The organism is Terribacillus sp. 7520-G, assembly GCF_002271665.1.
Lineage (GTDB): Bacteria > Bacillota > Bacilli > Bacillales > Amphibacillaceae > Terribacillus.
Genome location: NZ_NQFP01000010.1, coordinates 26,587 through 51,903 on the forward strand (window position 1 = coordinate 26,587; position 25,317 = coordinate 51,903).

The window sequence follows — 25,317 nt, forward strand, 5'->3', positions numbered from 1 at the left end:
TCACTTCTCCTCCAGCTGTGACTTGATGTGTTCAATCAATTGCATCTTATTGTTCCAGCAAGCTGTGCTCAAGTCGACAGGATACGCTTCGGGGTTATGTGTCCGTTTATATTCATCCCATAGATAGGTGAGGCTGTGCTTCACATATTCACGCGTCTCTTTCAGTGATGGCAGCTCATAGACGAGCTCGCCATTCCGGAAAATAGGCTGCTGAAGCTCCTTCGCCTCGAAGTCCGTTACGAACTTACTGATGTACGGATAAGTCGGGTGGAACATCTTAAGCCTCTTTTCATCCTCTGGCTTTTCATCCTTTAGCGCAATATAATCCCCCTCCGATTTCTGATTGACCCGATTTATGATCCGATAGACACGTTTCAAACCAGGGGTGGATACTTTTTCAGGATTGGCGCTGATTTTGATTGTATCGACCATATTGCCATTGTCATCCTCGATGGAGACGATTTTATAAACGGCCCCCAATGCAGGCTGATCATACGCGGTTATGAGCTTGGTGCCGATGCCCCAATTGTCGATCTTTGCGCCCTGTGCCTTCAATGCCCCGATTGTTTCCTCATCCAAATCATTGGAGGCAGTTATTTTCGTTTCCGTGAAACCCGCTTCATCCAGCATCTTGCGCGCTTGCTTTGACAAATAAGCGAGATCTCCGCTATCCAGCCGAATGGCATTGAAATTGATTTTATCTCCCATTTCTTTTGCTACCCTGATGGCATTAGGCACACCCGACTTCAATGTATCATACGTATCTACAAGGAAAGTACAGTCCACATGGCTTTCTGCATACTTGCGAAAGGCCTCATACTCGTCGATATATGCCTGTACAAGTGCGTGGGCATGCGTACCGGCAACCGGGATGCCGAATTTCTTACCCGCTCTCACATTCGACGTAGCATGGAACCCGCCGATGTAGGCAGCCCTGGTCCCCCAAATGGCTGCATCCATCTCTTGGGCACGCCGGGAGCCGAATTCCATTGCAGTATCCCCCTCATCCAAGACCTGCATGATACGGGCTGCTTTCGTGGCAATCAGCGTTTGATAGTTCACGATATTCAGCAAAGCCGTTTCGATGAGCTGGGCCTGGGCCAGCGGCGCTTCCACCCGGATGATCGGTTCGGTACCGAAAACCAGCTCCCCCTCCTGCATGCTGTACAAATCGCCAGTAAAACGCAGCTCGCGCAAGTAGGCGATGAATGCTCCATCATATCCAAGCTCCTGCTCCAGATAGTCCAAATCGGAGTTCGAGAAGCGGAAATCCTTCAGGTAATCGATGACACGCTCCAAGCCGGCAAAGACGGCAAAGCCATTGCCAAATGGCTGCTTACGGAAAAACAGTTCGAATACGGCTTTGCGATTATGTTTTCCATCCTTCCAATATGTCTGGGCCATATTGATTTGATAAAGGTCGGTATGCAATGCAGTGCTATCGTCCTGATAATATGTCATTTTTCCTTTCCTCCTTCGACAACTTCAGCACCTAATACGTTTTTAAAATGATGCAGCGCATAGGAATGCCCTTCCTGATGGAAGCTCGCCACCGCATCGGCATGGACGATGATTTTGAAGCCATAGTTATAAGCATCGACAAGCGTGTGAAAAACACAAATATCCGTGGCCACGCCAATCACATGGATTTCCTCAATCCCTCGTTCCTTGAGCCGCTGCAGCAGGTCGGTACCAGCAAATGCACTGTACCTTGTCTTATCCATAAAGTACACATTCGCTTTCTGTTTTGCCGTTTCATATACCTCGGCAAGTCTTCCGTACAAATCCCTCCCCTGTGTCCCTTCGATATTGTGGGGCGGATACAGCTTTGTTTCCGGATGGAATGCATCCCCTTCCTCATGCTTATCGATGGCAAAAACAACATAGTCCCCACTCTCGATGAATCCGGAGGTGATCGCTGTCAGCCGCTCCTCGATCTCACGTCCAGGCTCCCCGCAAGTGAGCGCTCCGTTTTCTGCCACAAAATCATTGGTATAATCGATATTGATCAATGCCTTCATCCTAAATCCTCCTCTTGATTAATGACGGGCTGTATAAATCGATTGCTTTATTTCTGCATCCACGAAACGATAAAGCTGTGTCGGAAGCTTGGAGGTACGCTGTGTCTTTTGGCCTTCGACTGCTTCAATGAAAGGCAGTGACTTGATTTTACGTGCAAACGCCTGTTCATTCCGGATTGCCTTGTCATCGGTGACGGTAAGCAGGACAGCCTGCAGCTCCGAGTAGGTGAATGCCTCCGGCAGGAATTGCTTTGCAACTGTAGTTTGCAATAAATCCCGCGAGATATGAGCGACGGCATCACGAATGATGGCTGAATGATCGAATGCCAACAGATCCCACTCGAGTTCCTCTAATGAAAACAATTCCACATCGGCAGCATCATCACTCGCTCTTCTGTCACATAATGCATGCTCCGGCACAATGGCATAATGTGCATTCGAAATGATCCATCCGCGCGGATCCCGTCCGGGCTGATCATAAACACCGAAATGCGCCAGATGAATGTGCTCTATACCCGTCTCTTTTTTCAATTCACGGCTGGCTGCCTCAAGGGCAGTTTCTTCCGGTGCCACGAATCCTCCTGGCAATGCCCATTTACCTGCTTCGATATTGGGATCCCCCTCCGTATCAAGCTCCGCTCGCTTAATGAGCATCAGCTTTAGCTCCATCTTGGGCGGGGCATATGCTTTCGTTTTTTCCGATGTAATCGTAAATACGGCTATGTCCGAGGTATAACCATCAGGTGTGCGATAGCGGCTGACATCATAGTGTTTCACTTCTTTATTCGACTTCAATCATATAATCTCCTTTTAATTAACAATATGTTAAATGTTAATCGTATTGTATGCAAGTTACCTTCTTCTTGTCAAGGATAAACAAAAAAGCCTCCTCTGGGATGAAGGAGACTTATGTCTGTGTCAAAATCATGGCCATTGCAACAACGACAATCACGAAAATGACGGCATATAATCCGGCAATCAGCTTTCTTTTGTTCAAGCTCGCCTCAATTGCAAACAGCAAAAACATAAGAGATAATAGCGGCAGCATCAATTTGGGATTCACTTCATAATCCTGATCGATATATCGGTAGACGCCGATCGCAATGACAATCATGGCGAGCAGAGCATTTATTTTTCGTAACATTTGCTTTCTTCCTTTCCAGGTCGCATGATGAGTCATAGACAGTATAACAGGACGAAGCTCCTTGTTGAATAGAAAGGGGTATGTACTATGCCGACTTATGACGAATGGCAAGCGACCTATAAAGAGACGGCCATCCGGGAAATTCAGAAATACTTCCGGATTCACGAAATCGGAAACATATCAGAAGCAGTTTTGGAATCAGTATCCACCCGGATTGCCCAGCAGTCGGAGCGCATTGAAGATGAAACATTCGCTTCCTTGCTGGATCAGATCAGCCGCAGCTTAGCTAAAAATGATATACAGGATGTCAGGAATAAATACTATGATTTGGAACAGCTGCCTATTTAGACAGCTTACGAAAGAATGTTTCGATTCGACTCAGATACTTTTTCTGTTTTCCGCCCTGCTTTTCCATGCTGCCAAACTCGAAGATCTTAAACTTGCGAATGCCGACAAACTGAAACAATGCTCGTTTCATCAGGATTTTATGGGCATTTCGCAAATAAAAACGGCTATATACGGAGGGGCCTTTCATCGTCGAAACACATACTGCCAGCTTTCCTTTCAAAAGTCCCTCCGGCAGCAGGCCCTGATCCCGATAGGCAAAATTTGCTGCAAAGACTTGATCGATGAACCCTAGCAGCATCGCCGGCGGCCGCTCCCAAAAAATCGGCTAGACGAATACAAGCAAATCGGCCTGACTGACTTTGTCGCGATATGATGCAAAATCCGGTTCGTTGTGCATATCCCGGCGCCGCTTTTTTTCATTGAAAACCAAGACAGGATCGAAGTCTTCCTCATACAAATCAATCGTATCGGTTTTGCTGATGGCAGGGTTGGCTTGGATGCCTTCTTGCACTGCCTGTAAAAAGCTATAGCTGAGTGATGCATGATTCGGATGAGTGTATACCAGTAAAGCGTTCATTTAATCCCTCCTGAATCAAGCTATCTCCTATACGCCAATCATTAAAAAAAGTTACAAAAAAAAGAATGCCGGCGTTATACCTGCACTCTTTTTCATTTATCCTGTCAAAGCAAGGATAAGGATGGCCACGATTTGATAGCCTGCACCGATGATACTCGTGGCCATCCCTCCGATTGCCATACCTCTTCCTGCCCTTTCGACATGATCAGCTTTCCTTATCGTATGTAACGCAAGGACAAAACCAATGATCCCGAAGAAGATACCGTATAGAGAAAGAAACAGACTGATGACCCCGAACACGAGCGATATAAGCGCTGTTTTCTGCATGGAGCAAAACTCCTTTGTCCATAGTTCTGATTCCATTGTACGCCTAGTCCTTCCCTGCTGTCGTGTTTCTTAACTTATCTAAATCATTTTATGCTAAACAAAAAAGGCACCCTCTTAAGAGGATACCCTTGATTTGTCAGCTTGCTTTGCCCAAACATCTTCGTCAACATTCGGGATTCCCGCTACGCTGTCTGCATAGAATTGTGGGTTTTTCCCAGCCCGCTTTTGGGTCATATAATCTTTCAAAGCACGGAAAGCGATTCTTCCAAGCAGCACAATGGCGATCAAGTTGATGAATGCCATGATTGCCATGAAGAGATCGGCCACTCCCCACACAAAATCAAGGCTTGCCACGGAACCGACTGCAACCATCGCAACTACTGCGACGCGATAGATGAACAGCCACGTTTTGCTAGGCTTGATGAAATTGATGTTCGACTCCCCATAGAAATAGTTACCGACTACAGATGAGAAGGCAAACAAGAGGACGATCAAAGCGATGAAGATTCCTGCCCATGATCCCACAAGTGAACTCAACGCATCCTGTGTCAGTACGATTCCATCAGATTCCGTACTTGTATAGAGGCCAGAAAGAATGACGATGAATGCAGTAGCTGTACAGACACCAAATGTATCGACATATACCCCAAATGATTGGATGAAGCCTTGTTTCACCGGATGGGATACATTGGCAGTAGCCGCAGCTTGCGGCGCACTACCCATACCGGCTTCATTGGAGAACATGCCTCGTTTGATACCTTGCATCATAGCAGTACCGACAGCTCCGCCAGCAATTTCCCTGATGCCGAAAGCATCCTGGAAAATAATCATGAATGCATGCGGAATATCTGTGATATGGAAGATGATGATACCGATCGCCAGCAGGATATATCCCCCTGCCATCACCGGCACGATGATTTCGGATACTTTGACAATCACCTTGGTTCCCCCGAAGATGATAAGTGCACTGACGACTGTCATAACGACCGCCAGCAATTCTTTGCTGATACCGAAAGAACTGTGGAATGCACTTACGATCGTATTGGCCTGGACGGAATTAAAGGCAAGACCGAATGTCAACGTAATGATCACAGCAAAAGTGACTCCCAACCAGCGCTGTCCCAGGGCTTTCTCCATATAGTAAGCCGGCCCGCCCCGGAAGGAAGCTTCACCGTCACGTGTCTTATAGATCTGCGCCAGTGTTGCCTCGATGAACCCGGAAGCTGCACCCAGGAAGGCCATCAGCCACATCCAGAATACTGCGCCCGGACCGCCGACAGAGATTGCCAGTGCCACACCTGCCAGGTTGCCAGTACCTACCCGGGCAGCTGCACTGATACAGAAGGCCTGGAACGAACTGACTCCTTTCCCATCAGCAGACTTTTCACCGATCAGTTTAAACATATGCGGTATTTGCGTGAATGTCGCCAATTTAAGCCGAAGGGTAAAATAGAGACCGACAAGGAGCAATAACCCCATCATGATATAAGTCCACATAAAATCGCTCGCGGACTGTATTATTTTTAATAATATATCCATTTCTTTCTCTCCCCATTAAAAATACACTTTTCAATGTAACAAAATCTAACATGATGCGCAATGTTTTTTCCTTCCATAGCAGTCTGTCATTCATGTTATACTGGAATTACAAAAGCAAGGTGGGATAAGAATTGACGCAAACCAAGGAGAAAAAACCCTTCCGCTACCCTTTGGCGATCACAGTCGGCATCATTACGGCAATACTGTTCGGTATCGCCCTTCAAAGTGTCGCAATCGGGTTAGCAATGGGCTGTATATGGGCAATCGTTTTCGGATCGATGCCAAAAGGAAAACAAAAGGGGGAAAAATAATGATAGCGATACGTCCCTATCGGACGGAAGATCTGCGCTCGATCATTTCATTATTAAAGACAGAGGGCTGGACTACACTCGCCGCTGATCCCAAGCGCTTCGACCAAGCGATGAAGGGATCGGCTCCTGCTCTGGTTGCTGTGAAGGATGGGATGATCAGCGGATATATCCGCTGTATCACGGATAAAGTCATCACGCTTCTCGTTGCCGAACTGCTGGTAGCTGACAGCCTGCGCGGGCAAGGTGTCGGCGGCAGGCTCCTTCAAGAAGCTCATGATCTGTTCCCTTCTACACGCATGGAGATGCTGGCAACCAGTACGTCAAAATCGTACTACGAACAAAAGAAATTCCGCCCCTTCTATGGGTTCCGCAAGACGTATGCCGAGTAACCCTCCATTTACCAGCATATTTGATCTTTTCATTGTTTGTCTATTTGCACAGTGGGAAATACATTACTGACGCAATAAGAGGAGGCAATGAAAAATGACAGATGAAGCTCGCGCGCAAAATACTGTGAAAAATTTACCTCAAGAAGAAAAAAACGAGATCCTGAACAACTTCCATGACTTCCAGGATTATTTAGGAAACAAAGTGAAACAAGGGGAACGCCTCGGTTTGAGCGAAGAGGCTTTGACAAAAGCCGCCCAGCGCGTTGCCGATTATCTTGCGGAAAATGAAGAACCTCGCAATCGTGAAGAGTACTTGCTCAAACAGCTATGGCTTGCAGCTGATGAAGAGAACAAAAAGCCACTTGCGAATACACTCGTGAAGCTGGCTGCCCGAACAAATTAAAGCGGATCCGATCGGATCCGCTTTTTCATTTGGCCCGATAAATCGGATCGGGCTTTTCACTGGTGATCCGACAAGACAGACCATTCGTTTCAATACTGATTGTCCCGCCTTTGGCCGTTGCATAGAGCACAGCGCCAGTCTTTCGCAAATTACGTACAACCTCTTTTGTCGGATGCCCCAATTCATTATCCTTCCCATAGGAAACCACAGCGTAATCAGGCTTCACTTTTTTCAGGAAAGCGAGTGTATTACTCGTGCGGGAGCCGTGATGTGCAACCTTATAAACCTCCGATTCCACTTCAAAATTATGTCTCATCCTATATTCCTGCTGCGCTTCCGCATCACTCATAAGCAGGAAATCGACTGTCCGATACGTAAGCCGCAATACGATGGACGCTTGATTATTTGTCGCCTTCGGATGATTGGCGTTTAATATTTGCAAGGAAATAAGCGGATCTATGGATAAATAATGGCCTTCTTTGGCGATGGTCACCGGTATTTGTTTTTCTGCCAGGATCTCCGTGTATCGCTGATACGTTCTGGTCGTATATAATTTCCCGCTATCCAGGACATGCTTTACTTCCAGCTCTTCAAGTATTGGAAGGAGTCCGCCGATATGATCGATATCCGGATGCGTCGCCACCAGGAGATCTATCTTTTCCACTCCCTTGGCCAAAAGCTCTTCCATCACTTTCTCCCCGGCTTCCCTATCCCCTCCATCTACGAGTATATTATAATGTGATGGCGTTTGTATCAGCATGCTGTCACCTTGCCCGACATCGAGGAAATGAACTTGGAGCTTACCTGCTTCTTCCGTTTGCGAAAATATATAGTCCCAAATACCACTCCCGCTTTCTGCAGCAGTATTGACAGGAAAAACAAGCATCAGGCAGAGACAACTCAAACATACCCATTTCTTCATTGGTTCCGCCCCCTTTTTCCATAGGATGCAGTCTGCAAAGGGTTCGTATGCACGAAGGCTTTCCTCCTAATTTTAACAATCGGCTGGACATGCTATACTAATAGCATTGGGAAAGGAGCGACATATCATATCATGTTTACACATCGTATTGACTCAGCCACTTATTTGAAGCTTTTGGAGCAGCACGATAGCGATAAGCTGTTCCAGCTGATCGACAGCTCCCGTGAGCACTTACGGCAATGGCTTCCTTGGGTAGATCAGAATACGACTGTCGAGCACAGCAGGCAATTCATCCAGCAAACACTGGAGCAATTCGCCGCCAATGACGGCTTTACTGCCGGAATATGGTATCAAGGAGCTTTAGCCGGAGTGATCGGCTTCCATAAGATTGACTGGCAAAATCGTTCCACCAGCTTGGGGTATTGGCTGGGAGAGGATTACACCGGTCTGGGCCTGATGCAGAAATCCGTCAGCAAATGCCTTGATTATGCCTTTCTTGAACTTCGGTTGAACCGGGTCGAAATCCGTTGTGCAATCGGGAATGTACGAAGCAGGAGAATCCCGGAGAAGCTCGGCTTCACGCATGAAGGAACAATCCGCCAAGCAGAAAGGCTCGTCTATGGATATGTGAACCATAATGTCTATGGCATGCTGCTGGAAGAATGGGAAGCAAAAGAAAACAGTAAGACGAACGATGATGAGGCAAAAGGTTAATCAATATATTTCAAATGAATTACAATTTTCCTTCATATGTTTAGTCTCATTTTCCAAGTGTTATATACACACCAAGGAGATGAGAAGTAAAATGAAGAAGAAAATGCATATTGTTTCATCGACAGACGACAACTACGCACAGCATTTGGGTATGACATTAAGTTCTTTACTTGAAAACACTTCCAGCCCTGAGGATATTGTCATTTCAATCATCGACGGCGGAATCAGCCGCGAGAAGAAACAGCTATTGAAGGAAACTGCAGCAATCCATGGAGCGCCGCTTGATTTCCTCACTGTGAATGTGGAAATATACAAAGGCGCAATTGCCAGCCGTCATATTTCAAAAGCGGCTTATTATCGTATTTCCATTCCTGAAATGATGGATCCTGCCATCGAACGGACGTTGTACGTTGATTGCGATATGCTGATATTGGATGATGTCAAGAAATTATTCGATATCGAGATGGAAGGAAACATCATTGCAGCCGTCGGCGACTACGGTGAGCACCACCGCCTTGAAAAAATGGGCATCACCAAGGAAGATCGTTATTTCAACTCTGGTCTGCTGCTGATCGATATGCAGGCATGGCGTGACCATGATATTACGGATAAAGTGCTGACATTCATCAATGAAAATCCAGATAAACTGGCTTGGCATGATCAAGATGCACTGAACGCCATCCTTTGGAATGACTGGCTCATGCTCCATCCAAAATGGAATGCCCAGACACATGTTATCCTGAAAGAATACAAAGCGAAATCACTCGAGGAGGAGCGGGTTTTGCGCACGGTAAGGGAGAAACCATCAATCGTCCATTTCTGCGGCGAAGAGAAACCTTGGCAGAAAGGATCCATTCACCCTTACACAGATGGTTACTACGACTATCTGGCTAAAACCCCGTTTGGCCGCCAGCCAGCACCCGCTTCGAAGAGTTCCTTATCTATATAAAATTGTTGTAAAACTGGAGTTAAAAAAACTCCAGTTTTTTCTATGGACTCTCCGTATATGTTACACTGGTACTAAAGGAGGTGCTTTCCCTGAAAGCTAGACGCACACTATACACTGTGCTGCTGTCGGTTGGTATTGCCATTGTCGCTTTATTCATTTTCCGCACTTTTTTTTATTTTCCCAGTACCGTATATGGCGAATCGATGGCCCCTACTTTGGAAGACCAGAACAAAATCATCATCAGCCGGATTGGAGAAATCAACCGTTTTGACGAAGTCGTCTTCCACGCGCCAGATCAGGATGCAAGCTATGTAAAACGCGTGATTGGTGTACCTGGAGACACGATCGAGTACAAGAATGATGTACTCTACGTAAATGGCAAAAAGCATCGGGAGCCTTATCTGAAAGAGATGAAGGAAGCTATGCAGGGAGATGCATTATTTACGAATAACTTCAAGCTGCGTGATGTCATCGGTGAAGATACAATTCCTGATGGTTACCTGTTCGTCATGGGAGATAATCGCAGAAACAGTAAAGACAGCAGGATGTTCGGCTTGATCCCACAAGACTCCGTTATCGGGGAAGTTAAGTTTCGATATTATCCATTCCCTCAGATAGGATGGACCAATTGAATAAATTTAGTGACGAGCAGTGCAGGCTATTGCACTGTTTTTTATTTTCTCCTTAGCTGGTAAACCATTCCACTAAACTTATACCCATCCAACATATCCACATTGTCCAATCAGCGCAGGCACCGAGCTAAAAAGTATACTGCATACTTTGCCGCTTTCTTTCTTTTGCAGGTCTATTATACTGTATAAAAAAAGAGACTCATGCTTTACATGCATGAGTCTCTTCCGTATCATTTACCAATTACAGTAATCTGTTCATCAATCAAATCCACTACCATACTGCTTACATCCTCTTCTTCAAGAATATAGTCGGTGATTTTATCCTCTACTTGATCCTGGATGACTCGGCGTAATGGACGGGCGCCAAAGCGAGGATCATAGCCTTTTTTCGCCAGGAAGTGTTTTGCAGCGTCTGTCACTTCCAGCTTGTAGCCTTCTTCTTCCATATTCTTAGTCAAATCTGCAAGCATAAGCTCTACAATCCGTACCAAGTCTTCCTCTTTCAGCTCATCAAAGCTGATGATGGAATCAAAGCGGTTCAAGAATTCAGGTTTGAAGTAAGCGCCCAGCTTCTCGATGACGGATACCGCTTCATTGCTGGAATTCGTAAAACCGACCGAGATCTGCTTATCCCCTGTACCTGCATTGCTTGTCATGATGATCACGGTATCTTTAAAGCTCACTTTTCGGCCTTGGCTGTCTGTCAAATGACCGTCTTCCATGATTTGCAGGAATAGATGCTGTACATCAGGATGTGCTTTCTCGATTTCATCCAATAGGACGATTGTATAAGGATTGCGGCGCACTCGCTCTGTCAGCTGTCCCGCTTCTTCATGTCCGACATATCCCGGAGGTGAACCGATAAGTTTCGCCACGGAGTGACGTTCCATATACTCACTCATGTCCAGACGAATATAGGAATCACGTGTACCGAACATCTCCTCTGCCAAGGCTTTCGTCAATTCCGTTTTCCCAACACCAGTCGGTCCGACAAATAGGAAGGAACCAATTGGGCGCTGTTTGGATTTCAAACCGGCTCTGCTGCGGCGAATTGCTTTGGCGACTCGATCTACTGCCTGCTGCTGTCCAATGACCTTGCTGGACAAATTAGCAGCTAAGTTTTTCATTTTATTCTGCTCTTCGGATTGGATTTTCGTTACAGGAATGCCTGTTTTCTCTTCGACAATCTGCTGGATGACTTCGACTGTCACTTCGCCTTTTTCTTCATTCTTCGGTTCCTCAAGCTTTTGTTCCAGCTGGATTTCTTCTTGGCGAAGATATGCTGCACGTTCGTAATCTTCACGGCCTGCAGCCTCTTCCTTCTCTTTGGCAATCTGTGCAAGACGAGCTTGGATTGCGTCTTCATCAGTTGTCACGGTCAGCAGATTGATTCGTGAACCGGCTTCATCCAGCAAGTCGATGGCTTTATCAGGAAGGAAGCGGTCTTGGATATAACGCTGTGACAAGTTCACGCTCGCCTTGATTGCATCCTCTGTGTAAGAAACCTGATGGTATGCTTCGTATTTCTCCTGCAATCCTTTCAGGATCTCAATTGCCTGCCCTGCTGACGGTTCTTTCACCATTACCGGCTGGAGGCGGCGTTCAAGCGCGGCGTCTTTCTCGATTTGACGGTACTCTTTCAAAGTGGTTGCACCTATCAATTGTAACTCGCCGCGTGCCAGTGCCGGCTTCAGGATATTCCCTGCATCCATTTGGGAACCTTCGGCAGACCCGGCCCCGACCAATAGGTGAATTTCATCGACGAACAGGATGACATTCTTACGCTGCTGCAATTCAGAGATCAGCTGTTTCATCTTTTCTTCGAATTGGCCGCGTACGCCTGTGTTTGCAACCAGCGAAGCGACATCGAGCAAGTAGATTTCTTTATTTTGCAGCTTTACAGGTACATTTCCTTCGACGATCTGCAAAGCTAGTCCTTCTGCAATAGCTGTCTTACCTACCCCTGGCTCCCCGATCAGGACTGGATTGTTCTTATTGCGTCGGTTCAATGTCTCGATGACACGTTTCACTTCTTGCTCACGGCCGATTACCGGATCGATCAGACCTGCACGTGCGCCATCTGTCAGGTTCTTGCCAAGTGAGTCGAGCAGCCCTCCGCGGCCATTACCGCCAGCTTGCGCTTGGCCGTTGGCTCCGGCTTGGAAGCCGGATTGTGCTCCTTGGAAGATATTCTTGAAGAAATCATCCATTGTTCCGCCATTGTTTGCGAAACCTGCAGGATTTTTAGATGTATTTTTCATTTCGTTGTAGCAAGTATGGCAGAGCTGTAATTGTTGTTTTTGGTTATTGAATTGCATAAACAAGTTCACATTTGCTTCTCGTTCACCACAATGTTGGCATTTCATAAATACAATTACCTCCCTAATCGTTTTGTTTGGTTCAATTGGTCAAGTGTCACGCTTTGACTTTGACTATCTTTGACCTTGTGACTTCATTATAGTCTGACCTTCTTTGACTTTCAAGTACTTTGCTTTATTTTTTATAATTATTTTAGTTTAAGCCCAAGGCAAATAAAAAAGCACCGCCCGGCTGTAGGCGATGCTTCTGTTTTATTTCGTTTTTTGTTTTTCCTGGTTGCGCAATTCGACCCGTCTGATTTTACCGGAGGAAGTCTTCGGCAATTCTTTGACGAATTCAATTTTACGTGGATACTTATAAGGTGCAGTGGTATTTTTCACATGTGTCTGCAATTCTTTGACAAGCTCCGGATCGTCCTCATCCACACCTTCGCGCAGGATGACGAATGCTTTGACGACATTGCCGCGAATTTCATCCGGGCTGGCAACGACTGCGCATTCCGCTACAGCTGGATGTTTGACCAAGGCATCCTCCACTTCGAATGGTCCGATCGTATAACCGGAGCTGATGATGATGTCATCGCTGCGGCCTTCAAACCAGAAATACCCGTCTTCATCGACGGAAGCTTGATCGCCAGTGACGAAGTAACCGTTTCTTTCCGCTTGTTCACGTCGTTCCGGCTCACGGAAATATGTTTTGAACAAAGCAGGACTGTCCAGCTTCAGTGCAATATCACCGACTTCACCCGTTTTTACCGGATTGCCATCTTCATCGATCACGACTACCTCATTACCTGGTGTCGGTTTACCCATGGAACCTGGTCTAGGCTCCATCCCTTTCATGATACCAAGCAGCAGCGTGCTTTCTGTCTGTCCATAGCCATCACGCACAATAATATCAAAGTGCTTTTGGAAGACATCGATCACTTCCCGGTTCAATGGTTCGCCGGCAGATACCGCACTATGCAAAGCACTCAAGTTATAGCTGCCAAGATCCGTCACCTTTGCCATCAGGCGGTATTCTGTCGGGGTACAGCAGAGCACATTGATTTTATAATCCTCCAAAAGGGAAAGATACGTTTTGGCATCAAAACGCCCCATGTAGACAAAGCCAGTTGCCCCTGTGCCCAATACGGATAGGAATGGGCTCCATACCCATTTCTGCCAGCCCGGTGCTGCTGTTGCCCACACGATATCCCCTTTGGAAGCGGATAGCCAGTTCTCAGCTGCTGTACGCAAGTGTGCGTAGCCCCAGCCATGTGTATGAACCACACCCTTTGGATTCCCTGTTGTACCGCTCGTATAAGACAGCAGCGCTAAGTCGTCTCTTGATGTCCGCACTGTTTCCAGCTCATCCGATGCTGCCGCTTTAAGCACTTGGAGTTCCTGCCATCCTTCAGCCGGCCCTCCGACAGAAAGCTTGATCAAACTCTCTTGGTTTTCGATTGCGTCGAATTGCTCTGTGAATTTATGAAAGCTGATGATCCCCTTCACTTTCCCATGATCGATACGGTATTGTAAATCCTTCGTTTTCAGCATTTCGGAGCTAGGGATGATCACAATTCCAAGCTTCAAGGCTGCAGCATAAATATGATATGCCTCCACGATACGCGGTACCATCACCAAAATGGAATCGCCTTTTTCCAAGCCCAGTTGTTTCAGAACATTACCTGTGCGGTTGACATCCTGGAATAACGCCTTGTACGTCACTTCCTTCTTATTGCCCGCATCATCCATCCAAATGAGCGCTTTACGATCTTCGTCTGTAACATGTCGCTCCATTTCATCAACGATGTTGTATTGCTCTGGTGCAATCAAATCTTTTCTATCCATACTTTCGCCTCCTAAATGGCTGCCTGATTTAACTAATGGACTTATTATAGCAGACTGAAGCACGACTTCCCAGCAATAATTGTTACCAAATTATAAAACTTGATATTAGTATCAGGTCTCAATACTTCTCCAAAGCGTAACAGCCGCATAACTACGGTAAGGAGCCCATCTTTCTCCCCGCTCATGTATTGCTGCTGGCGTCGGCTTTTCAACGAGATTGCCATAGGTCTTCAAAGCGTTTTGCACCCCGATATCAGCAGCAGGTAATAAATCAGCTCGCCCTAACCCGAACAGCATCCAGTTTTGAGCTGACCAGCTGCCAAGCCCCCTAATTTCCGTCAATGCTGCAGCGATTTCTTCATCAGATGCGGCAGCAAGCTGCATCAGATCTAATTTCCCCTCTGCAATCAAACGGCTTGTATCAATCACATATTCTGCCTTCCGCTGCGAAAACTGCATCGCACGTAAGTCTTCGTACGCCAAGGAAGCAACAACATCCGGCGACGGATAGAACCAGATGTCATCTTCCTTTGTTCCGAATGTCTCCACGAATCGATTCGTCAGCGTGTAGGCAAACTTCAAATTCAATTGCTGGTGGATGATTGTCTTCATCAAGCAGTAATACAAGTCCGTATCTTTTACGATTGGGGTTCCTGCATGTGCGTAAAATAGTTGTTCCAGATCCGAACCGACAAAATGCGCAGCTACCCCCGCAAGATCGATATCCCACTGGAGCCAGCTCTCCACCCAAGCAAGTATATCTGCTTGTCTCAAAGAATCCACGCTAGAAACGTTAACAACAGGAGCTGTGATAGGTCCGCTGAACTTCAATAAAACAATATGGCGGGACCCATCCTTTAAAACAACCGGAAGCTTCATTACATGACTTTCCGGATCAACTACATTCAGCTGATCCATACTCCATCTTTTCATCAAATAATGATAATTGTATGTATGTGTTCCTTTAAGCTGTTTTTCCCACATGATTAGTCTCTCCTATCCGATATGTTTTATTGAAAAGTCAATGACATCCTGTACCACTTTCGTCATTCGTTTATCTTTATGCCAAAGCAGTTTCGTTATAGGCTGATTGATCGGGGCATCAATCCGGATTGAGCTTAATTCCCCTGATTCCAATTCATTCCGTACAGTCATAAGCGGCAAATAGGAAAAACCAAGCCCAGCCTTCACACATTGTTTAATCGCTTCGATACTGCCGAATTCAATGATGTTTTCTAAATGTAAATTCTGTTCCTCCAGTACCTGCTCCAACTCCGTCCTGTAAGAACACCCTTTCTCAGTCAGTATTAAAGGATGCTGCATCACCTCAGACAAAGCAGCGGATGATTGAACTGATAATGGATGATTCGCCGATCCTATCAGGACGATATCCTCCTGAAATAGGGAAACGGATTCCAGGAAGTCATACTGCTGGTCCCGATCCATGATAAAAGCTAGATCCAATTCGCCCTTTTGCAGCATCTGTTCCGAGGTTTTACTGGATGGTACAGGTTTCAGGACGACCTGTACTTGCGGATATCGGGAACGGATGAAACGAAGCAATTTAGGCAGACGATAGATGCATTGACTCTCACAGGCGCCTATTAGAATTGTGCCTTTTTCCTCCATCCCCTCATCGAATTCCCGGCTCATTTCATCATGCAAAGCCAGGATCCTTTCAGCATAGCTTTGCATTTTTATTCCCGCTTCAGTCAAATAAATCCTCTTTCCCAGACGCTGAAACAGCTCGACACCGTATGCTTTCTCCAATGCTTTTATCTGGGCAGTGACACTGGATTGAGCATAATCAAGCCGTTGGGCTGTCTTCGTAAAATTAAGTGTGTCTGCTGCTACAGTGAATGTCTTTAAATGATTGATGTGCATGTGCACTCACTCCTAAATCGCTTTTTCCGATTATAATAATCAAATAATTCAGCTTTTCCTATGCATGAGTGCAGTATACACTTTTTATATAAATATTGGAAAGGGCGTGATAGCTTGTCTATCGGATTGATTCTTGGCAGCAGCCGTACGAAGAGCAACAGCAAAATACTCGCTGAAGCCCTTATAGAAAATATGGAACATGAAACACTTGATATCAGCGAATTATCCTTGACGGATTTTGAAGACTTCCGTCATGAATCAGTACATGCACCCCTGGATGAAAGCACTCAGATCTTACTGGATTTCCTTCTAAAACATGATATTATCATTATTTTTGCACCAATTTACTGGTACGGCATACCCGGAAAACTGAAAGTTCTTCTTGATCGGCTCAGCTATGTTTTCAGACAACCGGCATTCGAGAACAAGAAACCAAAGGAAGCCATCGTACTTGCAGTCGGTGGAGATCGACCACGAGTAAAAGGTTTGCCGATGATATTGCAATTCCAGCAGATATTCGACTTTATCGATATTCCCTTTGATCATTATGTATTGGCTGAGGGCAATAAACCAGGAGATGTAAGATCCGATAGTAGAGCCATGGCTGAAATAGCTTGGCTGCGCCAATATTTGCAGAAAGGGAACACACATGAAGGACACAACTGAAAAAACGTGGCGGGACTACTTCATGGAAATCGTCATAGCGATCATCCAAACCAAATGAAAAAGCTGATCCTCGTTCGGATCAGCTTAAAACTGCGTAATCGCCTTCGGTAGGATATCCTGTTTGACCAAGTCATCCAGTGTACGGAAAGAATATCCTTGTTTCTTCAATTCTATGATCAGTTTCTCCAGTGCCACGGCATTATCTTCAGATACGGAATGCAAAAGCACCACTGCTCCTGGATGCATCTGAGCCATCACTTGATCATACGCATACTGCCACCCTTTTTGTTCGCCCGTTCTCCAATCAGCATAGGCGAGAGACCAGAATACGTTCGTATAACCAAGATCTTCGGACCATTTCAGTGAACGGGCACTAAAGGTGCCACGCGGGGCTCGCAAATAATGCATCTCATCCTGATCCGTCAGATCTGCCACCGCATCTTCCAGCATCTCCAGTTCCCGCTGCATCTTTTCTTTGGAGACTTTCGTCAGGTCAGGGTGATGATATGAATGATTGCCCACGATATGTCCTTCTTCCACCATCCTTTTCACCAAATCAGGCGCTGATGATACATAATGACCTGTGATAAAGAATGCAGCTGGAACGTCGTGCTTCTTCAATACATCCAGGATGTCTCCTGTATATCCTTGTTCATATCCGTTATCGAAAGTGATATAGACTGTTTTTTCCCCGGAATCATCCAGATAATAGCTGTGGTATTTATCCAATAGCTGCTGGTATTTGCCAATTTCCGGTATGCTGCCATCCTTGCTCTTTACAAAGCCCCATCCATAGCTCACGGAACTTTCAGCAGCTACGAATGATGGCATGACAAACAGCAAAACAAGCAGGGCTAACATTGATTTCCATCGCATATGACACACTCTCCTTACCGATAGATTGCGCCAAATCCCATCCCTCTATGCGACGAAAACATAGAAAAGACCATGCCAAAAGCATGGTCTTACTTTAATTTATTTTCCATTTCATCAAGCATTCGGAGCATTTCATCGATTTCATCCAAGGACGTCTCTTCTGGTTCGATACTATCCAAATAATCCATGAATGCAGCCAGACGCTGCTTCAAATCATCCACTTTACTTGCTGCCAACTGTAAAACCCCTTTACCGCTTCATCTGGCTCTTAGTATATCACAGCCTCGTTCGTTATTGAACGTTGAAGGTGAAGGACAGATGGTCTTGAATCGGGATCCAGGCCCCGATTCCCTGTTTGGTCACATTCCTGACAACAATCTGTTTTCTGGAGCCCTTCAATTCCAGATAGACTTCCCCGAACGTGATCGTTCCCTTCTCATTGACTGCCGGTGCATAAGCAGTAAGGATCCCGGACTTATTCAAAGGAACACCATAGGCATTTTCCTTATTCGTTCCTTTTCCGATGACTGTCTGGAAGGATAGCGGAAGCTTCGTGTTCTTCTGTGCCTGCTGGAGCATCATTAGCTTGATGTCCTTCGGATTTTCGATCTCAGCTGTCAGTCCGCCTTTTACGTAGCGTTCTTCCTGCTGCTCGTAATTCATCTGCTTGGCTGATTCGCCGCCGGCATTGCTCAGCTGATTCGTATTCACTTTTTGATACTGCCAGTTGATATTCGTTTCGGCAGACTGGTATTCCAGCGGCCAATGCCCCATATAGATCATGCCGCGGTATCCGATTGCAAGCGGTGAAGGTTTCAGCGTCGATTCATTGAGAATGCGGATCAGTTCGGGATTTTGGATGATAATATCACTTTCTTCCGTCAGCTCCCTGACAAGTTCACTGGGCTCTAGCACAATCTGATCCTTATTTGAATTCGGATAAGTATTTTCCTTGGATATATTCAAAACATGATTCGGGATTTCAGTATCCTTCTTCTGTACTTTCTCCGCTTTCCCAGCTGCGGAGAAAGGAAAAGTCAGCAAAGTCAGTGCCATGATTGTTATGAGGATTCTAGCGAATTTCATAAAGAAAAGCCCCTGCCTTTCAGATTTTTTTCTAGTATCTGAAGTCAGGAGCCATCCTATACATCTCAATAATGATTCAAATGATTCAGATGGACTAGGTCCAATCGCTCTTCGATTTCAATGCTATCCTTCACCGTCTGCACCATGGAACAGTTTTTTCGGGCAAGCTCCAGATTCTTCTCCAGCTGCCCTCTATCCAAATGATAGCCGCGCACAATGAAAGTCAATGTGATTTTGGTAATGCGATTAGCTGCCAATTCATCGCGTTCCACTTCAGCCTCCACTTCCAAATCAGCTATTTCAAGACTTTGTTTCTCGATGATTTTCCGAAAAACGGAGGCACTGCATCCTGCTATCGAGGAAACCATCAGCTGATAGGGCGGAATACCAAAAAGCTCATTTCCGTCGATATCCAATGTTTGATGGGGCAATTCGGTACGGAAACCATGCTGTTTCATTGTAAGCCTCAATTCCTTCACCTCTCCTTGCTGGATCTTTAAAGGTATATATTCCCGGCCCGTGCAGATTTTAACCCTGAACCTTGATTGACCAAATCCAGGAAAAACTATAGAGTAGGATTGGGAAATCATCTTACATACAGGGGTAATGACATTATGAGAAATGCATATAGTTTTTGGATTCTTGTCAGTATTGTGGCAGTTTCCGGTTTCAGCCAAGGATTGCTGCTCCCGCTCATTGCCATCATATTTGAGCAAGACGGCCTTTCCTCCTCGATGAACGGATTGAATGCTGTCGCTATTTATATCGGAATTCTGCTTGTATCCCCCTTCATGGAAGCCCCTCTTCGTAAATACGGATACCGACCAGTCATCATGGGAGGCGGGCTGATCGTTGTTGTGGCATTGCTGGCCTTCCCGCTTTGGAAATCCTTTTGGTTCTGGTTTGTCCTGCGGTTATTGATCGGTATCGGGGATAATGCGCTTCATTTCGGTACGCAGACATGGATTACATCGTCATCACCGGAAGCAGTCCGCGGACGGAACATTTCCATCTATGGACTCTTCTTCGGGATTGGGTTCGCTGCAGGTCCGCTCATGACATCGCTCGTCAAGGTTTCGGAGTCCTTGCCATTCATCTTATCCGGCGGACTTTGCTTGATTGCTTGGTTCACTCTTTTCCAGCTGCGCAATGAATTTCCGGTCGAAGAAAATAACCAAGCAGTCCAGCAGCAAGGATTGATACAGCGCTTCGGCTCGACTTTGAAATATGCTTGGGTTGCTTTTTTGCCGCCGCTGGGATATGGCTTTTTGGAATCCTCTTTGAACGGAAGCTTTCCTATATATGGATTGCGTCAGGATATCGGTGTATCGGAAGTGTCCATATTGCTTACCGGCTTCGCCCTCGGTGGTATTGTTTTTCAGATTCCGCTTGGTATGCTCAGTGATAAATTCGGCCGTAAATATACGCTGCTGACCGTCATGCTGCTCGGTACGGTGTGTTTCGGGACAGCTGCATTGACAGAACAGCATTATATTGCCTTGCTCATCTGTTTATTCGCAGCGGGCATGCTGCTTGGTTCGACCTTCTCGCTCGGCATAAGCTATATGACCGATTTGACACCGCGGCACTTGCTGCCCACCGGAAACCTGCTTTGCAGCATCACCTTCAGCATCGGGAGCCTTGGCGGTCCTTATCTCAGCGGTGTATTTATCGAAAAGATGCCCGATGTCAGTTTCTTTCTTATCATGACAGTCATCTTCGCTGGCCTATTCACAACCTTGCTCCTCCATGCAGTTTTCACCAAACATACAATAGCTGCAGGACAGCATTAAAAGGGATGCACCCAGGCAGGCGCATCCCTTCTTTAATTGATATAACGGGAGAATCGCTTCTCCAGCCGTTCCTGGAAATAAGAAATGATGATACATAGCGGCCAATATACAAGCGCCACTGTAATATACATCGTCATCGAATCAAAAGTCCGGCCAGCCACTATTTGGGCCTTCTGGAACATTTCCGGCACTGTAATGACCGCTGCGAGGCTGGTTGCCTTCACTAAATCAAGAAATACATTTGTAAGCGGCGGCATCGCCACCCGAGCTGCCTGCGGGACGATGACCCTGGTCAAGGTCTGCCAATAATTGAGACCAAGCGCATAGGAAGATTCCCACTGGCCATACGGAATACTGTTCAATGCCCCTCTATTCACTTCTGCAATATAGGCTGCACTATTCAAACCGAAGGCAAGGACAGCACAGGTGAACGCATCCAATCGGATTTGGACAACCGGCAGCCCTTGATACAGGATGAATAAAAAAACGAGTATCGGCGTCCCGCGCATAAACGAAATATAAAAGCGTGAGGGCCATCTGAGGAAAAAGAATCGGGAACTGCGGCCGATCGCCAGGAAAAAACCGAGGATCAGCCCCATCCCCATACCGGCGAAAGCAACAGCTATCGTCATCGGCAATCCTTCCAATATGAAAGGCAGGTTCTCCCATGCCAGCTCCACATCAAAGAATTTCCCAATGTTCACCGCATCGAATGGTATCATTTTTCTTCTTCCTGCTGCTGTTTCAATACTTCATCGATCGTCGGGATATCCTCATCCGGTTGTTTGGAAACGTCCGCTCCGCCGAAGAACTCCTCGGAAAGCTTCGTCAGTGTACCATCTTCGCGCATCTCATCCAAAGCCTTGTCCACTTGTTTTTTCAATTCCGGGGCATCTTTTGGCATAATGGCAGCATTGGCTGTTTCATCGAATTTGAAATCCGGGTGGATGGTGATATCAAAGTCCGGGAAAGCTTGCAGTGCCAATGACTGCAAATAATAATCATTGATGATCAAATCAGTGCGGCCATTATCGACATCACGCAAATAGACATCGTTGGTGGTATTGCCATATGCCACTACCTCGGCACCAAGCTCTTCTGCGATCTTGCTGTACCCCGTTGTCGCCTCACCGCCAGCCTTCTTGCCTTTTAAGTCTTCCAGTGAATGGATCCCGGAAAGGTCATCCTTGCGTACGATCATCGTTGTATATGAATATTTATACGGGTTGCTATAGGCGAACTTCTCTTTACGCTCATCCGTCACACCGATATCATTTGCTGCCATATCGACTCGTCCATTCTGGACGGACGCAAGCATATTATTGAAATCGGAGGTTTTGAACTCCACTTCCAAATCAAGTCGCTTCGCAATTTCCTTCACCACTTCCACATCGTATCCAGTAATTTCGTCCGAACCTTCCGGATAGTAGCTTGCCGGATACAATGTACCTGAAGTGCCAACGGTAAGCTTTCCAGAATCCTGAATGGCTTCCCACACTTTATCCTCTGGCGCTTTCCCGGCACTGTCATTATCAGGAGAACCGCAAGCACTCAAGATAAGGACGACCAGCAAACTGCATAATACAAGCATTCGTTTCTTCATGATGATGTTTCTCCTTTATCGATTCACTTATTTCCTTCTTGTTCCATTAGCTCATCCACTGTCGGCAATTCTTCCTCCGGCTTTTGGGAGACATCCGCCCCGCCATAGAACTCCTCCGACAGCTTAGTCAACGTACCGTCTTCTTTCATTTCATCAAGTGCTTTGTCCATTTGTTTCTTAAGCTCAGGGGCATCCTTGGAAATGATGGCACCTTGCTCAATCTGATCGAACTTGAAATCTGGATGGATCATGATGCTGAAATCAGGAAAAGCCTGCAAAGCCAATGATTGTAAGTAATAGTCATTGATGATGAGGTCTGTCCTTCCATTATCGACATCCCGCAAGTACACATCATTAGTTGCATTGCTGTATGTGACAACCTCTGCCCCAAGCCGTTCTGCAACCTTGCTGTGGTTCGTCGAAGCTTCCCCGCCGGCACGTTTTCCTTTAATATCCGCCAGACTGTGGATGCCAGACAAATCGTCTTTACGTACAATCATGGAAGTATAGGAATACTTATAGGGTTCCGTGAAAGCGAATTGCTCTTTTCTTTCATCGGTGATTTCGATATCATTTGCCGCTACATCTATTCTGCCATTTTGTACAGATGCAAGCATATTATTAAAGTCAGATGTCCTGAATTCCACTTCCAAATCCAGACGCTTCGCAATCTCCTTGATTACTTCCACATCATAACCTGTCAGCTCATCGGATCCATCTGGATAATAAGATGCCGCAAAGAGAGTACCGGATGTACCGACTACAAGCTTGCCGGACTCCTGGATCCTCTCCCATGTTTTATCATTGCCAGCGCTTTCAGAATCTTGATCTCCACCGCTGCCGCAAGCCCCTAGAAGCAGCAGCATCAAAAATAAACTACATATAATACCTAATCCCTTCCCCATGAAGCTATACACTCTCCCCTTGTTATATTTTCATATATCCTAAAAGATAACAGGTAACCTCCACTATTTCAATATTTTTATTAACTGTTTCATTTTTATTTTCTATCTGTTATACATACCGGTAAAAATAATTCCTATTTTATATTGATTTTAAACTAATCCTATAATATAGTGTAATTACTATTACATTATAATTATTATAAACAAGCTATATTTGAATTGGAGGTTTTAACCGAATGAAGAAACACTTTGAACTGCTTGCCGCGTTAGTTAGTGGTGCAATCATCATCATTACCTATTTCCTGTTCCGCGACACCGAAGCTGCCCCTTTCCTTTATAGCGCCGCATATTTGATTGGGGGATACTGCAAAGCGAAAGAAGGAATTACCGAAACGATCCTGGAGCGGAAACTGAATGTAGAGATGCTGATGATTTTTGCCGCTATCGGAGCTGCTATAATCGGTCATTGGCTGGAGGGCGCTTTGCTCATATTCATCTTCGCCCTTTCCGGAGCCCTGGAAACCTACACCGAGAACCGAAGCAGTCAGGAATTACGCGCTCTGCTGTCACTTCAGCCCGATGAAGCGACCCGAGTGACCGATACCGGAAAAGAAACCATCCCTATCGGCCAGCTTCGAGTGGATGATCGAGTACTGGTACTGCCTGGGGAACGTATCCCAGCTGATGGCATCATCTTAAAGGGAACAACGAGCATCGATGAAAGTGCCATCACCGGCGAAGGGATACCAGTGACCAAATCAGAAGGACATGAAGTATTCGCCAGTACCGTCAATAGCAGCGCCGTCTTGGAAATCCGTGTCTCAAAGCCCGCGGAAGATACATTGTTTCAGCGAATCATCACAATGGTGCAAACTGCCCAAGCACAAAAATCACCGGCTCAGCACTTCATCGAACGTTTCGAAGGACCTTATGTCAAAATCGTCCTGTTGCTAGTATTGCTATTATTCCTGGTTCCTCCTATCCTTACGACCTGGTCCTTCACCGAATCATTTTACCGGGCGATGATCCTGCTTGTTGTCGCCTCTCCATGTGCCCTTGTTGCCTCAGTGATGCCGGCGACCCTATCCGCTATTTCCAAAGGCGCAAGAAATGGGATCCTGGTCAAAGGCGGCGTGCACCTGGAAGCGCTTGGACAAGTGAAAGCGGTCGCCTTTGATAAAACTGGCAGCCTGACTGCCGGAAAACCATCCGTAACAGATTTTCTTGTCAGTGAATCGGCAGACGCTTCCCTGGTGCAAAAGGCGGCTCATGCCATTCAGTCCCAATCCTCACACCCCCTTGCCAAAGCAGTGGCAGCATATACAGAAGCTGACTCTATCGAACCAGCCAAGCAAGTGACAGATGCTGCAGGACACGGCATGGAAGGGATATGGCAGGGACAGAAATGGCGGATCGGCAAAGCAGCTTATATGAATAATACGGCTGATCAAGAATTCGCAGAGCAAGCCGACGCATTGGCTGCTGAAGGGAAATCGCTGGTTTATATAGAAAATGAAGCTGGAGTTGCCGGGGTATTTGCTCTTCAGGATACATTGCGACCAGAAGCCAAAGCAGCCATCCGTTCTTTGACGAAGCTAGGTATATCGACTATCATGCTGACAGGTGATAATGATCAAACCGCAAAAGCAATAGCCGCTCAAGCAGGCATCACCACTTATCGCGCCAATTGCCTGCCAGAAGAGAAAGTTGCCGAAATCAAGGATCTCGAAAGGAATTATGGAATGATCGCCATGGTAGGAGATGGGATCAACGATGCTCCTGCCATTGCTACGGCAGAAGTCGGGATAGCTATGGGGAATGGGACAGATGCAGCACTGGAAACAGCGGATATGATCCTGATCAAGAACGATTTGGGAAAACTGGCCGATGCCATCAAGCTCTCGAAGCGGATGCGCCGAATCATCAAGCAGAACGTCGTTTTTTCCGTCACTGTCATACTGCTGCTGATTTTTGCAAACATCAGTCAATATCTTGGATTACCACTCGGTGTGGTGGGACACGAAGGCAGTACGATTCTTGTGATTTTGAATGGATTGCGTTTATTGAAATAAAAAAG

At 46.2% G+C, this 25,317-nt stretch carries 28 protein-coding genes and 1 pseudogene; 10 read left to right on the top strand and 19 right to left on the bottom strand.

Going from position 1 to position 25,317, the window contains the following annotated elements:
* From CHH53_RS04285 to CHH53_RS04300, 4 genes are all read right to left on the bottom strand, one after another.
* Nucleotides 1-1,461 carry a nicotinate phosphoribosyltransferase gene (locus CHH53_RS04285; RefSeq protein WP_095214891.1) on the bottom strand — a complete coding sequence of 487 codons (1,461 nt, stop codon included), beginning with the start codon at nucleotides 1,459-1,461 and terminating at the stop codon, nucleotides 1-3.
* Nucleotides 1,458-2,021, bottom strand: a complete 564-nt coding sequence (locus CHH53_RS04290; RefSeq protein WP_095214892.1) for a cysteine hydrolase family protein — start codon at nucleotides 2,019-2,021, stop codon at nucleotides 1,458-1,460. The genes CHH53_RS04285 and CHH53_RS04290 overlap by 4 nt, the downstream gene beginning before the upstream one ends.
* An 18-nt stretch (nucleotides 2,022-2,039) precedes the next feature.
* A complete protein-coding gene (locus CHH53_RS04295) occupies nucleotides 2,040-2,816 on the bottom strand; it encodes an NUDIX hydrolase (protein WP_095214893.1) in 777 nt (258 codons plus the stop codon).
* 112 nt (nucleotides 2,817-2,928) lie between these two features.
* Complete coding sequence (locus CHH53_RS04300) at nucleotides 2,929-3,165, bottom strand: hypothetical protein (RefSeq protein WP_095214894.1); 237 nt, start codon at nucleotides 3,163-3,165, stop codon at nucleotides 2,929-2,931.
* Between the two features lie 87 nt (nucleotides 3,166-3,252).
* Here CHH53_RS04300 and CHH53_RS04305 point away from each other — a divergent pair, with 87 nt between their 5' ends.
* Complete coding sequence (locus tag CHH53_RS04305) at nucleotides 3,253-3,513, top strand: hypothetical protein (protein ID WP_095214895.1); 261 nt, start codon at nucleotides 3,253-3,255, stop codon at nucleotides 3,511-3,513.
* On the opposite strand, the pseudogene CHH53_RS04310 reads toward CHH53_RS04305, so the two are convergent.
* The 3 genes and pseudogenes from CHH53_RS04310 to CHH53_RS04320 form a co-directional block, all read right to left on the bottom strand.
* Nucleotides 3,506-4,090: pseudogene (locus CHH53_RS04310) on the bottom strand (NAD(P)H-dependent oxidoreductase). The gene CHH53_RS04305 and the pseudogene CHH53_RS04310 sit on opposite strands and share 8 nt — an antisense overlap.
* Nucleotides 4,091-4,186: 96 nt before the next feature.
* Nucleotides 4,187-4,417: a hypothetical protein gene (locus CHH53_RS04315; RefSeq protein ID WP_095214896.1), complete on the bottom strand. Its 231-nt coding sequence runs from the start codon at nucleotides 4,415-4,417 to the stop codon at nucleotides 4,187-4,189.
* A gap of 114 nt (nucleotides 4,418-4,531) precedes the next feature.
* Complete coding sequence (locus CHH53_RS04320) at nucleotides 4,532-5,956, bottom strand: alanine/glycine:cation symporter family protein (RefSeq protein ID WP_095214897.1); 1,425 nt, start codon at nucleotides 5,954-5,956, stop codon at nucleotides 4,532-4,534.
* Between the two features lie 131 nt (nucleotides 5,957-6,087).
* Here CHH53_RS04320 and CHH53_RS17115 point away from each other — a divergent pair, with 131 nt between their 5' ends.
* The 3 genes from CHH53_RS17115 (at nucleotide 6,088) to CHH53_RS04330 (ending at nucleotide 7,059) form a co-directional block, all read left to right on the top strand.
* A complete protein-coding gene (locus CHH53_RS17115) occupies nucleotides 6,088-6,267 on the top strand; it encodes a hypothetical protein (protein ID WP_143594463.1) in 180 nt (59 codons plus the stop codon).
* The gene (locus tag CHH53_RS04325) at nucleotides 6,267-6,656 is read left to right on the top strand and encodes a GNAT family N-acetyltransferase (protein WP_158221478.1); all 390 of its coding nucleotides are present in this window, start codon (nucleotides 6,267-6,269) and stop codon (nucleotides 6,654-6,656) included. The genes CHH53_RS17115 and CHH53_RS04325 overlap by 1 nt, the downstream gene beginning before the upstream one ends.
* A 94-nt stretch (nucleotides 6,657-6,750) precedes the next feature.
* On the top strand, nucleotides 6,751-7,059 hold the full coding sequence (locus tag CHH53_RS04330) for a DUF3243 family protein (protein ID WP_095214899.1): 309 nt from the start codon (nucleotides 6,751-6,753) through the stop codon (nucleotides 7,057-7,059).
* Between the two features lie 25 nt (nucleotides 7,060-7,084).
* On the opposite strand, the gene CHH53_RS04335 is transcribed toward CHH53_RS04330, so the two are convergent.
* Complete coding sequence (locus CHH53_RS04335; RefSeq protein ID WP_095214900.1) at nucleotides 7,085-7,981, bottom strand: ComEC/Rec2 family competence protein; 897 nt, start codon at nucleotides 7,979-7,981, stop codon at nucleotides 7,085-7,087.
* 132 nt (nucleotides 7,982-8,113) lie between these two features.
* Between CHH53_RS04335 and CHH53_RS04340 the strand changes: the two genes are divergently transcribed.
* The 3 genes from CHH53_RS04340 (at nucleotide 8,114) to lepB (ending at nucleotide 10,276) form a co-directional block, all read left to right on the top strand.
* Nucleotides 8,114-8,695 (top strand): GNAT family N-acetyltransferase, encoded by a 582-nt coding sequence (locus tag CHH53_RS04340; RefSeq protein WP_095214901.1) that lies wholly within the window; start codon nucleotides 8,114-8,116, stop codon nucleotides 8,693-8,695.
* 91 nt (nucleotides 8,696-8,786) lie between these two features.
* Nucleotides 8,787-9,644, top strand: coding sequence for a glycosyltransferase family 8 protein (locus CHH53_RS04345; RefSeq protein ID WP_233134834.1), 858 nt, complete (start codon nucleotides 8,787-8,789; stop codon nucleotides 9,642-9,644).
* 80 nt (nucleotides 9,645-9,724) lie between these two features.
* The gene (gene lepB, locus CHH53_RS04350; protein WP_095214902.1) at nucleotides 9,725-10,276 is read left to right on the top strand and encodes a signal peptidase I; all 552 of its coding nucleotides are present in this window, start codon (nucleotides 9,725-9,727) and stop codon (nucleotides 10,274-10,276) included.
* Between the two features lie 230 nt (nucleotides 10,277-10,506).
* On the opposite strand, the gene CHH53_RS04355 is transcribed toward lepB, so the two are convergent.
* The 4 genes from CHH53_RS04355 to CHH53_RS04370 form a co-directional block, all read right to left on the bottom strand.
* The gene (locus CHH53_RS04355) at nucleotides 10,507-12,642 is read right to left on the bottom strand and encodes an ATP-dependent Clp protease ATP-binding subunit (protein WP_095214903.1); all 2,136 of its coding nucleotides are present in this window, start codon (nucleotides 12,640-12,642) and stop codon (nucleotides 10,507-10,509) included.
* Nucleotides 12,643-12,846: 204 nt separating this feature from the next.
* Complete coding sequence (gene mbcS, locus CHH53_RS04360; protein ID WP_095214904.1) at nucleotides 12,847-14,427, bottom strand: acyl-CoA synthetase MbcS; 1,581 nt, start codon at nucleotides 14,425-14,427, stop codon at nucleotides 12,847-12,849.
* Between the two features lie 111 nt (nucleotides 14,428-14,538).
* Nucleotides 14,539-15,411, bottom strand: coding sequence for a DNA-3-methyladenine glycosylase family protein (locus CHH53_RS04365; RefSeq protein WP_095214905.1), 873 nt, complete (start codon nucleotides 15,409-15,411; stop codon nucleotides 14,539-14,541).
* Between the two features lie 12 nt (nucleotides 15,412-15,423).
* The gene (locus CHH53_RS04370) at nucleotides 15,424-16,311 is read right to left on the bottom strand and encodes a LysR family transcriptional regulator (RefSeq protein WP_093728066.1); all 888 of its coding nucleotides are present in this window, start codon (nucleotides 16,309-16,311) and stop codon (nucleotides 15,424-15,426) included.
* Between the two features lie 114 nt (nucleotides 16,312-16,425).
* Here CHH53_RS04370 and CHH53_RS04375 point away from each other — a divergent pair, with 114 nt between their 5' ends.
* The gene (locus CHH53_RS04375; RefSeq protein WP_158221479.1) at nucleotides 16,426-16,977 is read left to right on the top strand and encodes a flavodoxin family protein; all 552 of its coding nucleotides are present in this window, start codon (nucleotides 16,426-16,428) and stop codon (nucleotides 16,975-16,977) included.
* A gap of 84 nt (nucleotides 16,978-17,061) precedes the next feature.
* On the opposite strand, the gene pdaA is transcribed toward CHH53_RS04375, so the two are convergent.
* The 4 genes from pdaA to CHH53_RS04390 form a co-directional block, all read right to left on the bottom strand.
* Nucleotides 17,062-17,853 carry a delta-lactam-biosynthetic de-N-acetylase gene (gene pdaA, locus CHH53_RS04380; RefSeq protein WP_095214906.1) on the bottom strand — a complete coding sequence of 264 codons (792 nt, stop codon included), beginning with the start codon at nucleotides 17,851-17,853 and terminating at the stop codon, nucleotides 17,062-17,064.
* A gap of 89 nt (nucleotides 17,854-17,942) precedes the next feature.
* Nucleotides 17,943-18,089: an SE1561 family protein gene (locus CHH53_RS17480; RefSeq protein ID WP_198946021.1), complete on the bottom strand. Its 147-nt coding sequence runs from the start codon at nucleotides 18,087-18,089 to the stop codon at nucleotides 17,943-17,945.
* A gap of 55 nt (nucleotides 18,090-18,144) precedes the next feature.
* Nucleotides 18,145-18,939 carry a YfkD famly protein gene (locus tag CHH53_RS04385; RefSeq protein WP_095214907.1) on the bottom strand — a complete coding sequence of 265 codons (795 nt, stop codon included), beginning with the start codon at nucleotides 18,937-18,939 and terminating at the stop codon, nucleotides 18,145-18,147.
* A 65-nt stretch (nucleotides 18,940-19,004) separates the two neighbouring features.
* A complete protein-coding gene (locus tag CHH53_RS04390; protein WP_233134838.1) occupies nucleotides 19,005-19,397 on the bottom strand; it encodes an OsmC family protein in 393 nt (130 codons plus the stop codon).
* 156 nt (nucleotides 19,398-19,553) lie between these two features.
* On the opposite strand from CHH53_RS04390, the gene CHH53_RS04395 reads away from it, so the two are divergent.
* Nucleotides 19,554-20,732 (top strand): MFS transporter, encoded by a 1,179-nt coding sequence (locus tag CHH53_RS04395; RefSeq protein WP_095214909.1) that lies wholly within the window; start codon nucleotides 19,554-19,556, stop codon nucleotides 20,730-20,732.
* Nucleotides 20,733-20,764: 32 nt separating this feature from the next.
* Here CHH53_RS04395 and CHH53_RS04400 read toward each other — a convergent pair whose 3' ends face one another.
* Genes CHH53_RS04400 through CHH53_RS04410 form a run of 3 tightly spaced genes read right to left on the bottom strand, consistent with a single transcriptional unit; the run spans nucleotide 20,765 to nucleotide 23,240 of the window.
* Nucleotides 20,765-21,454, bottom strand: a complete 690-nt coding sequence (locus CHH53_RS04400; protein ID WP_095214910.1) for an amino acid ABC transporter permease — start codon at nucleotides 21,452-21,454, stop codon at nucleotides 20,765-20,767.
* The gene (locus CHH53_RS04405) at nucleotides 21,451-22,335 is read right to left on the bottom strand and encodes a transporter substrate-binding domain-containing protein (RefSeq protein WP_095214911.1); all 885 of its coding nucleotides are present in this window, start codon (nucleotides 22,333-22,335) and stop codon (nucleotides 21,451-21,453) included. Before CHH53_RS04405 ends, CHH53_RS04400 begins: the two co-directional genes overlap by 4 nt.
* A gap of 23 nt (nucleotides 22,336-22,358) precedes the next feature.
* Nucleotides 22,359-23,240 (bottom strand): transporter substrate-binding domain-containing protein, encoded by an 882-nt coding sequence (locus CHH53_RS04410; RefSeq protein WP_095214912.1) that lies wholly within the window; start codon nucleotides 23,238-23,240, stop codon nucleotides 22,359-22,361.
* Nucleotides 23,241-23,458: 218 nt separating this feature from the next.
* On the opposite strand from CHH53_RS04410, the gene CHH53_RS04415 reads away from it, so the two are divergent.
* Nucleotides 23,459-25,312, top strand: a complete 1,854-nt coding sequence (locus tag CHH53_RS04415; protein ID WP_233134842.1) for a heavy metal translocating P-type ATPase — start codon at nucleotides 23,459-23,461, stop codon at nucleotides 25,310-25,312.
* Nucleotides 25,313-25,317: the final 5 nt, after the last annotated feature.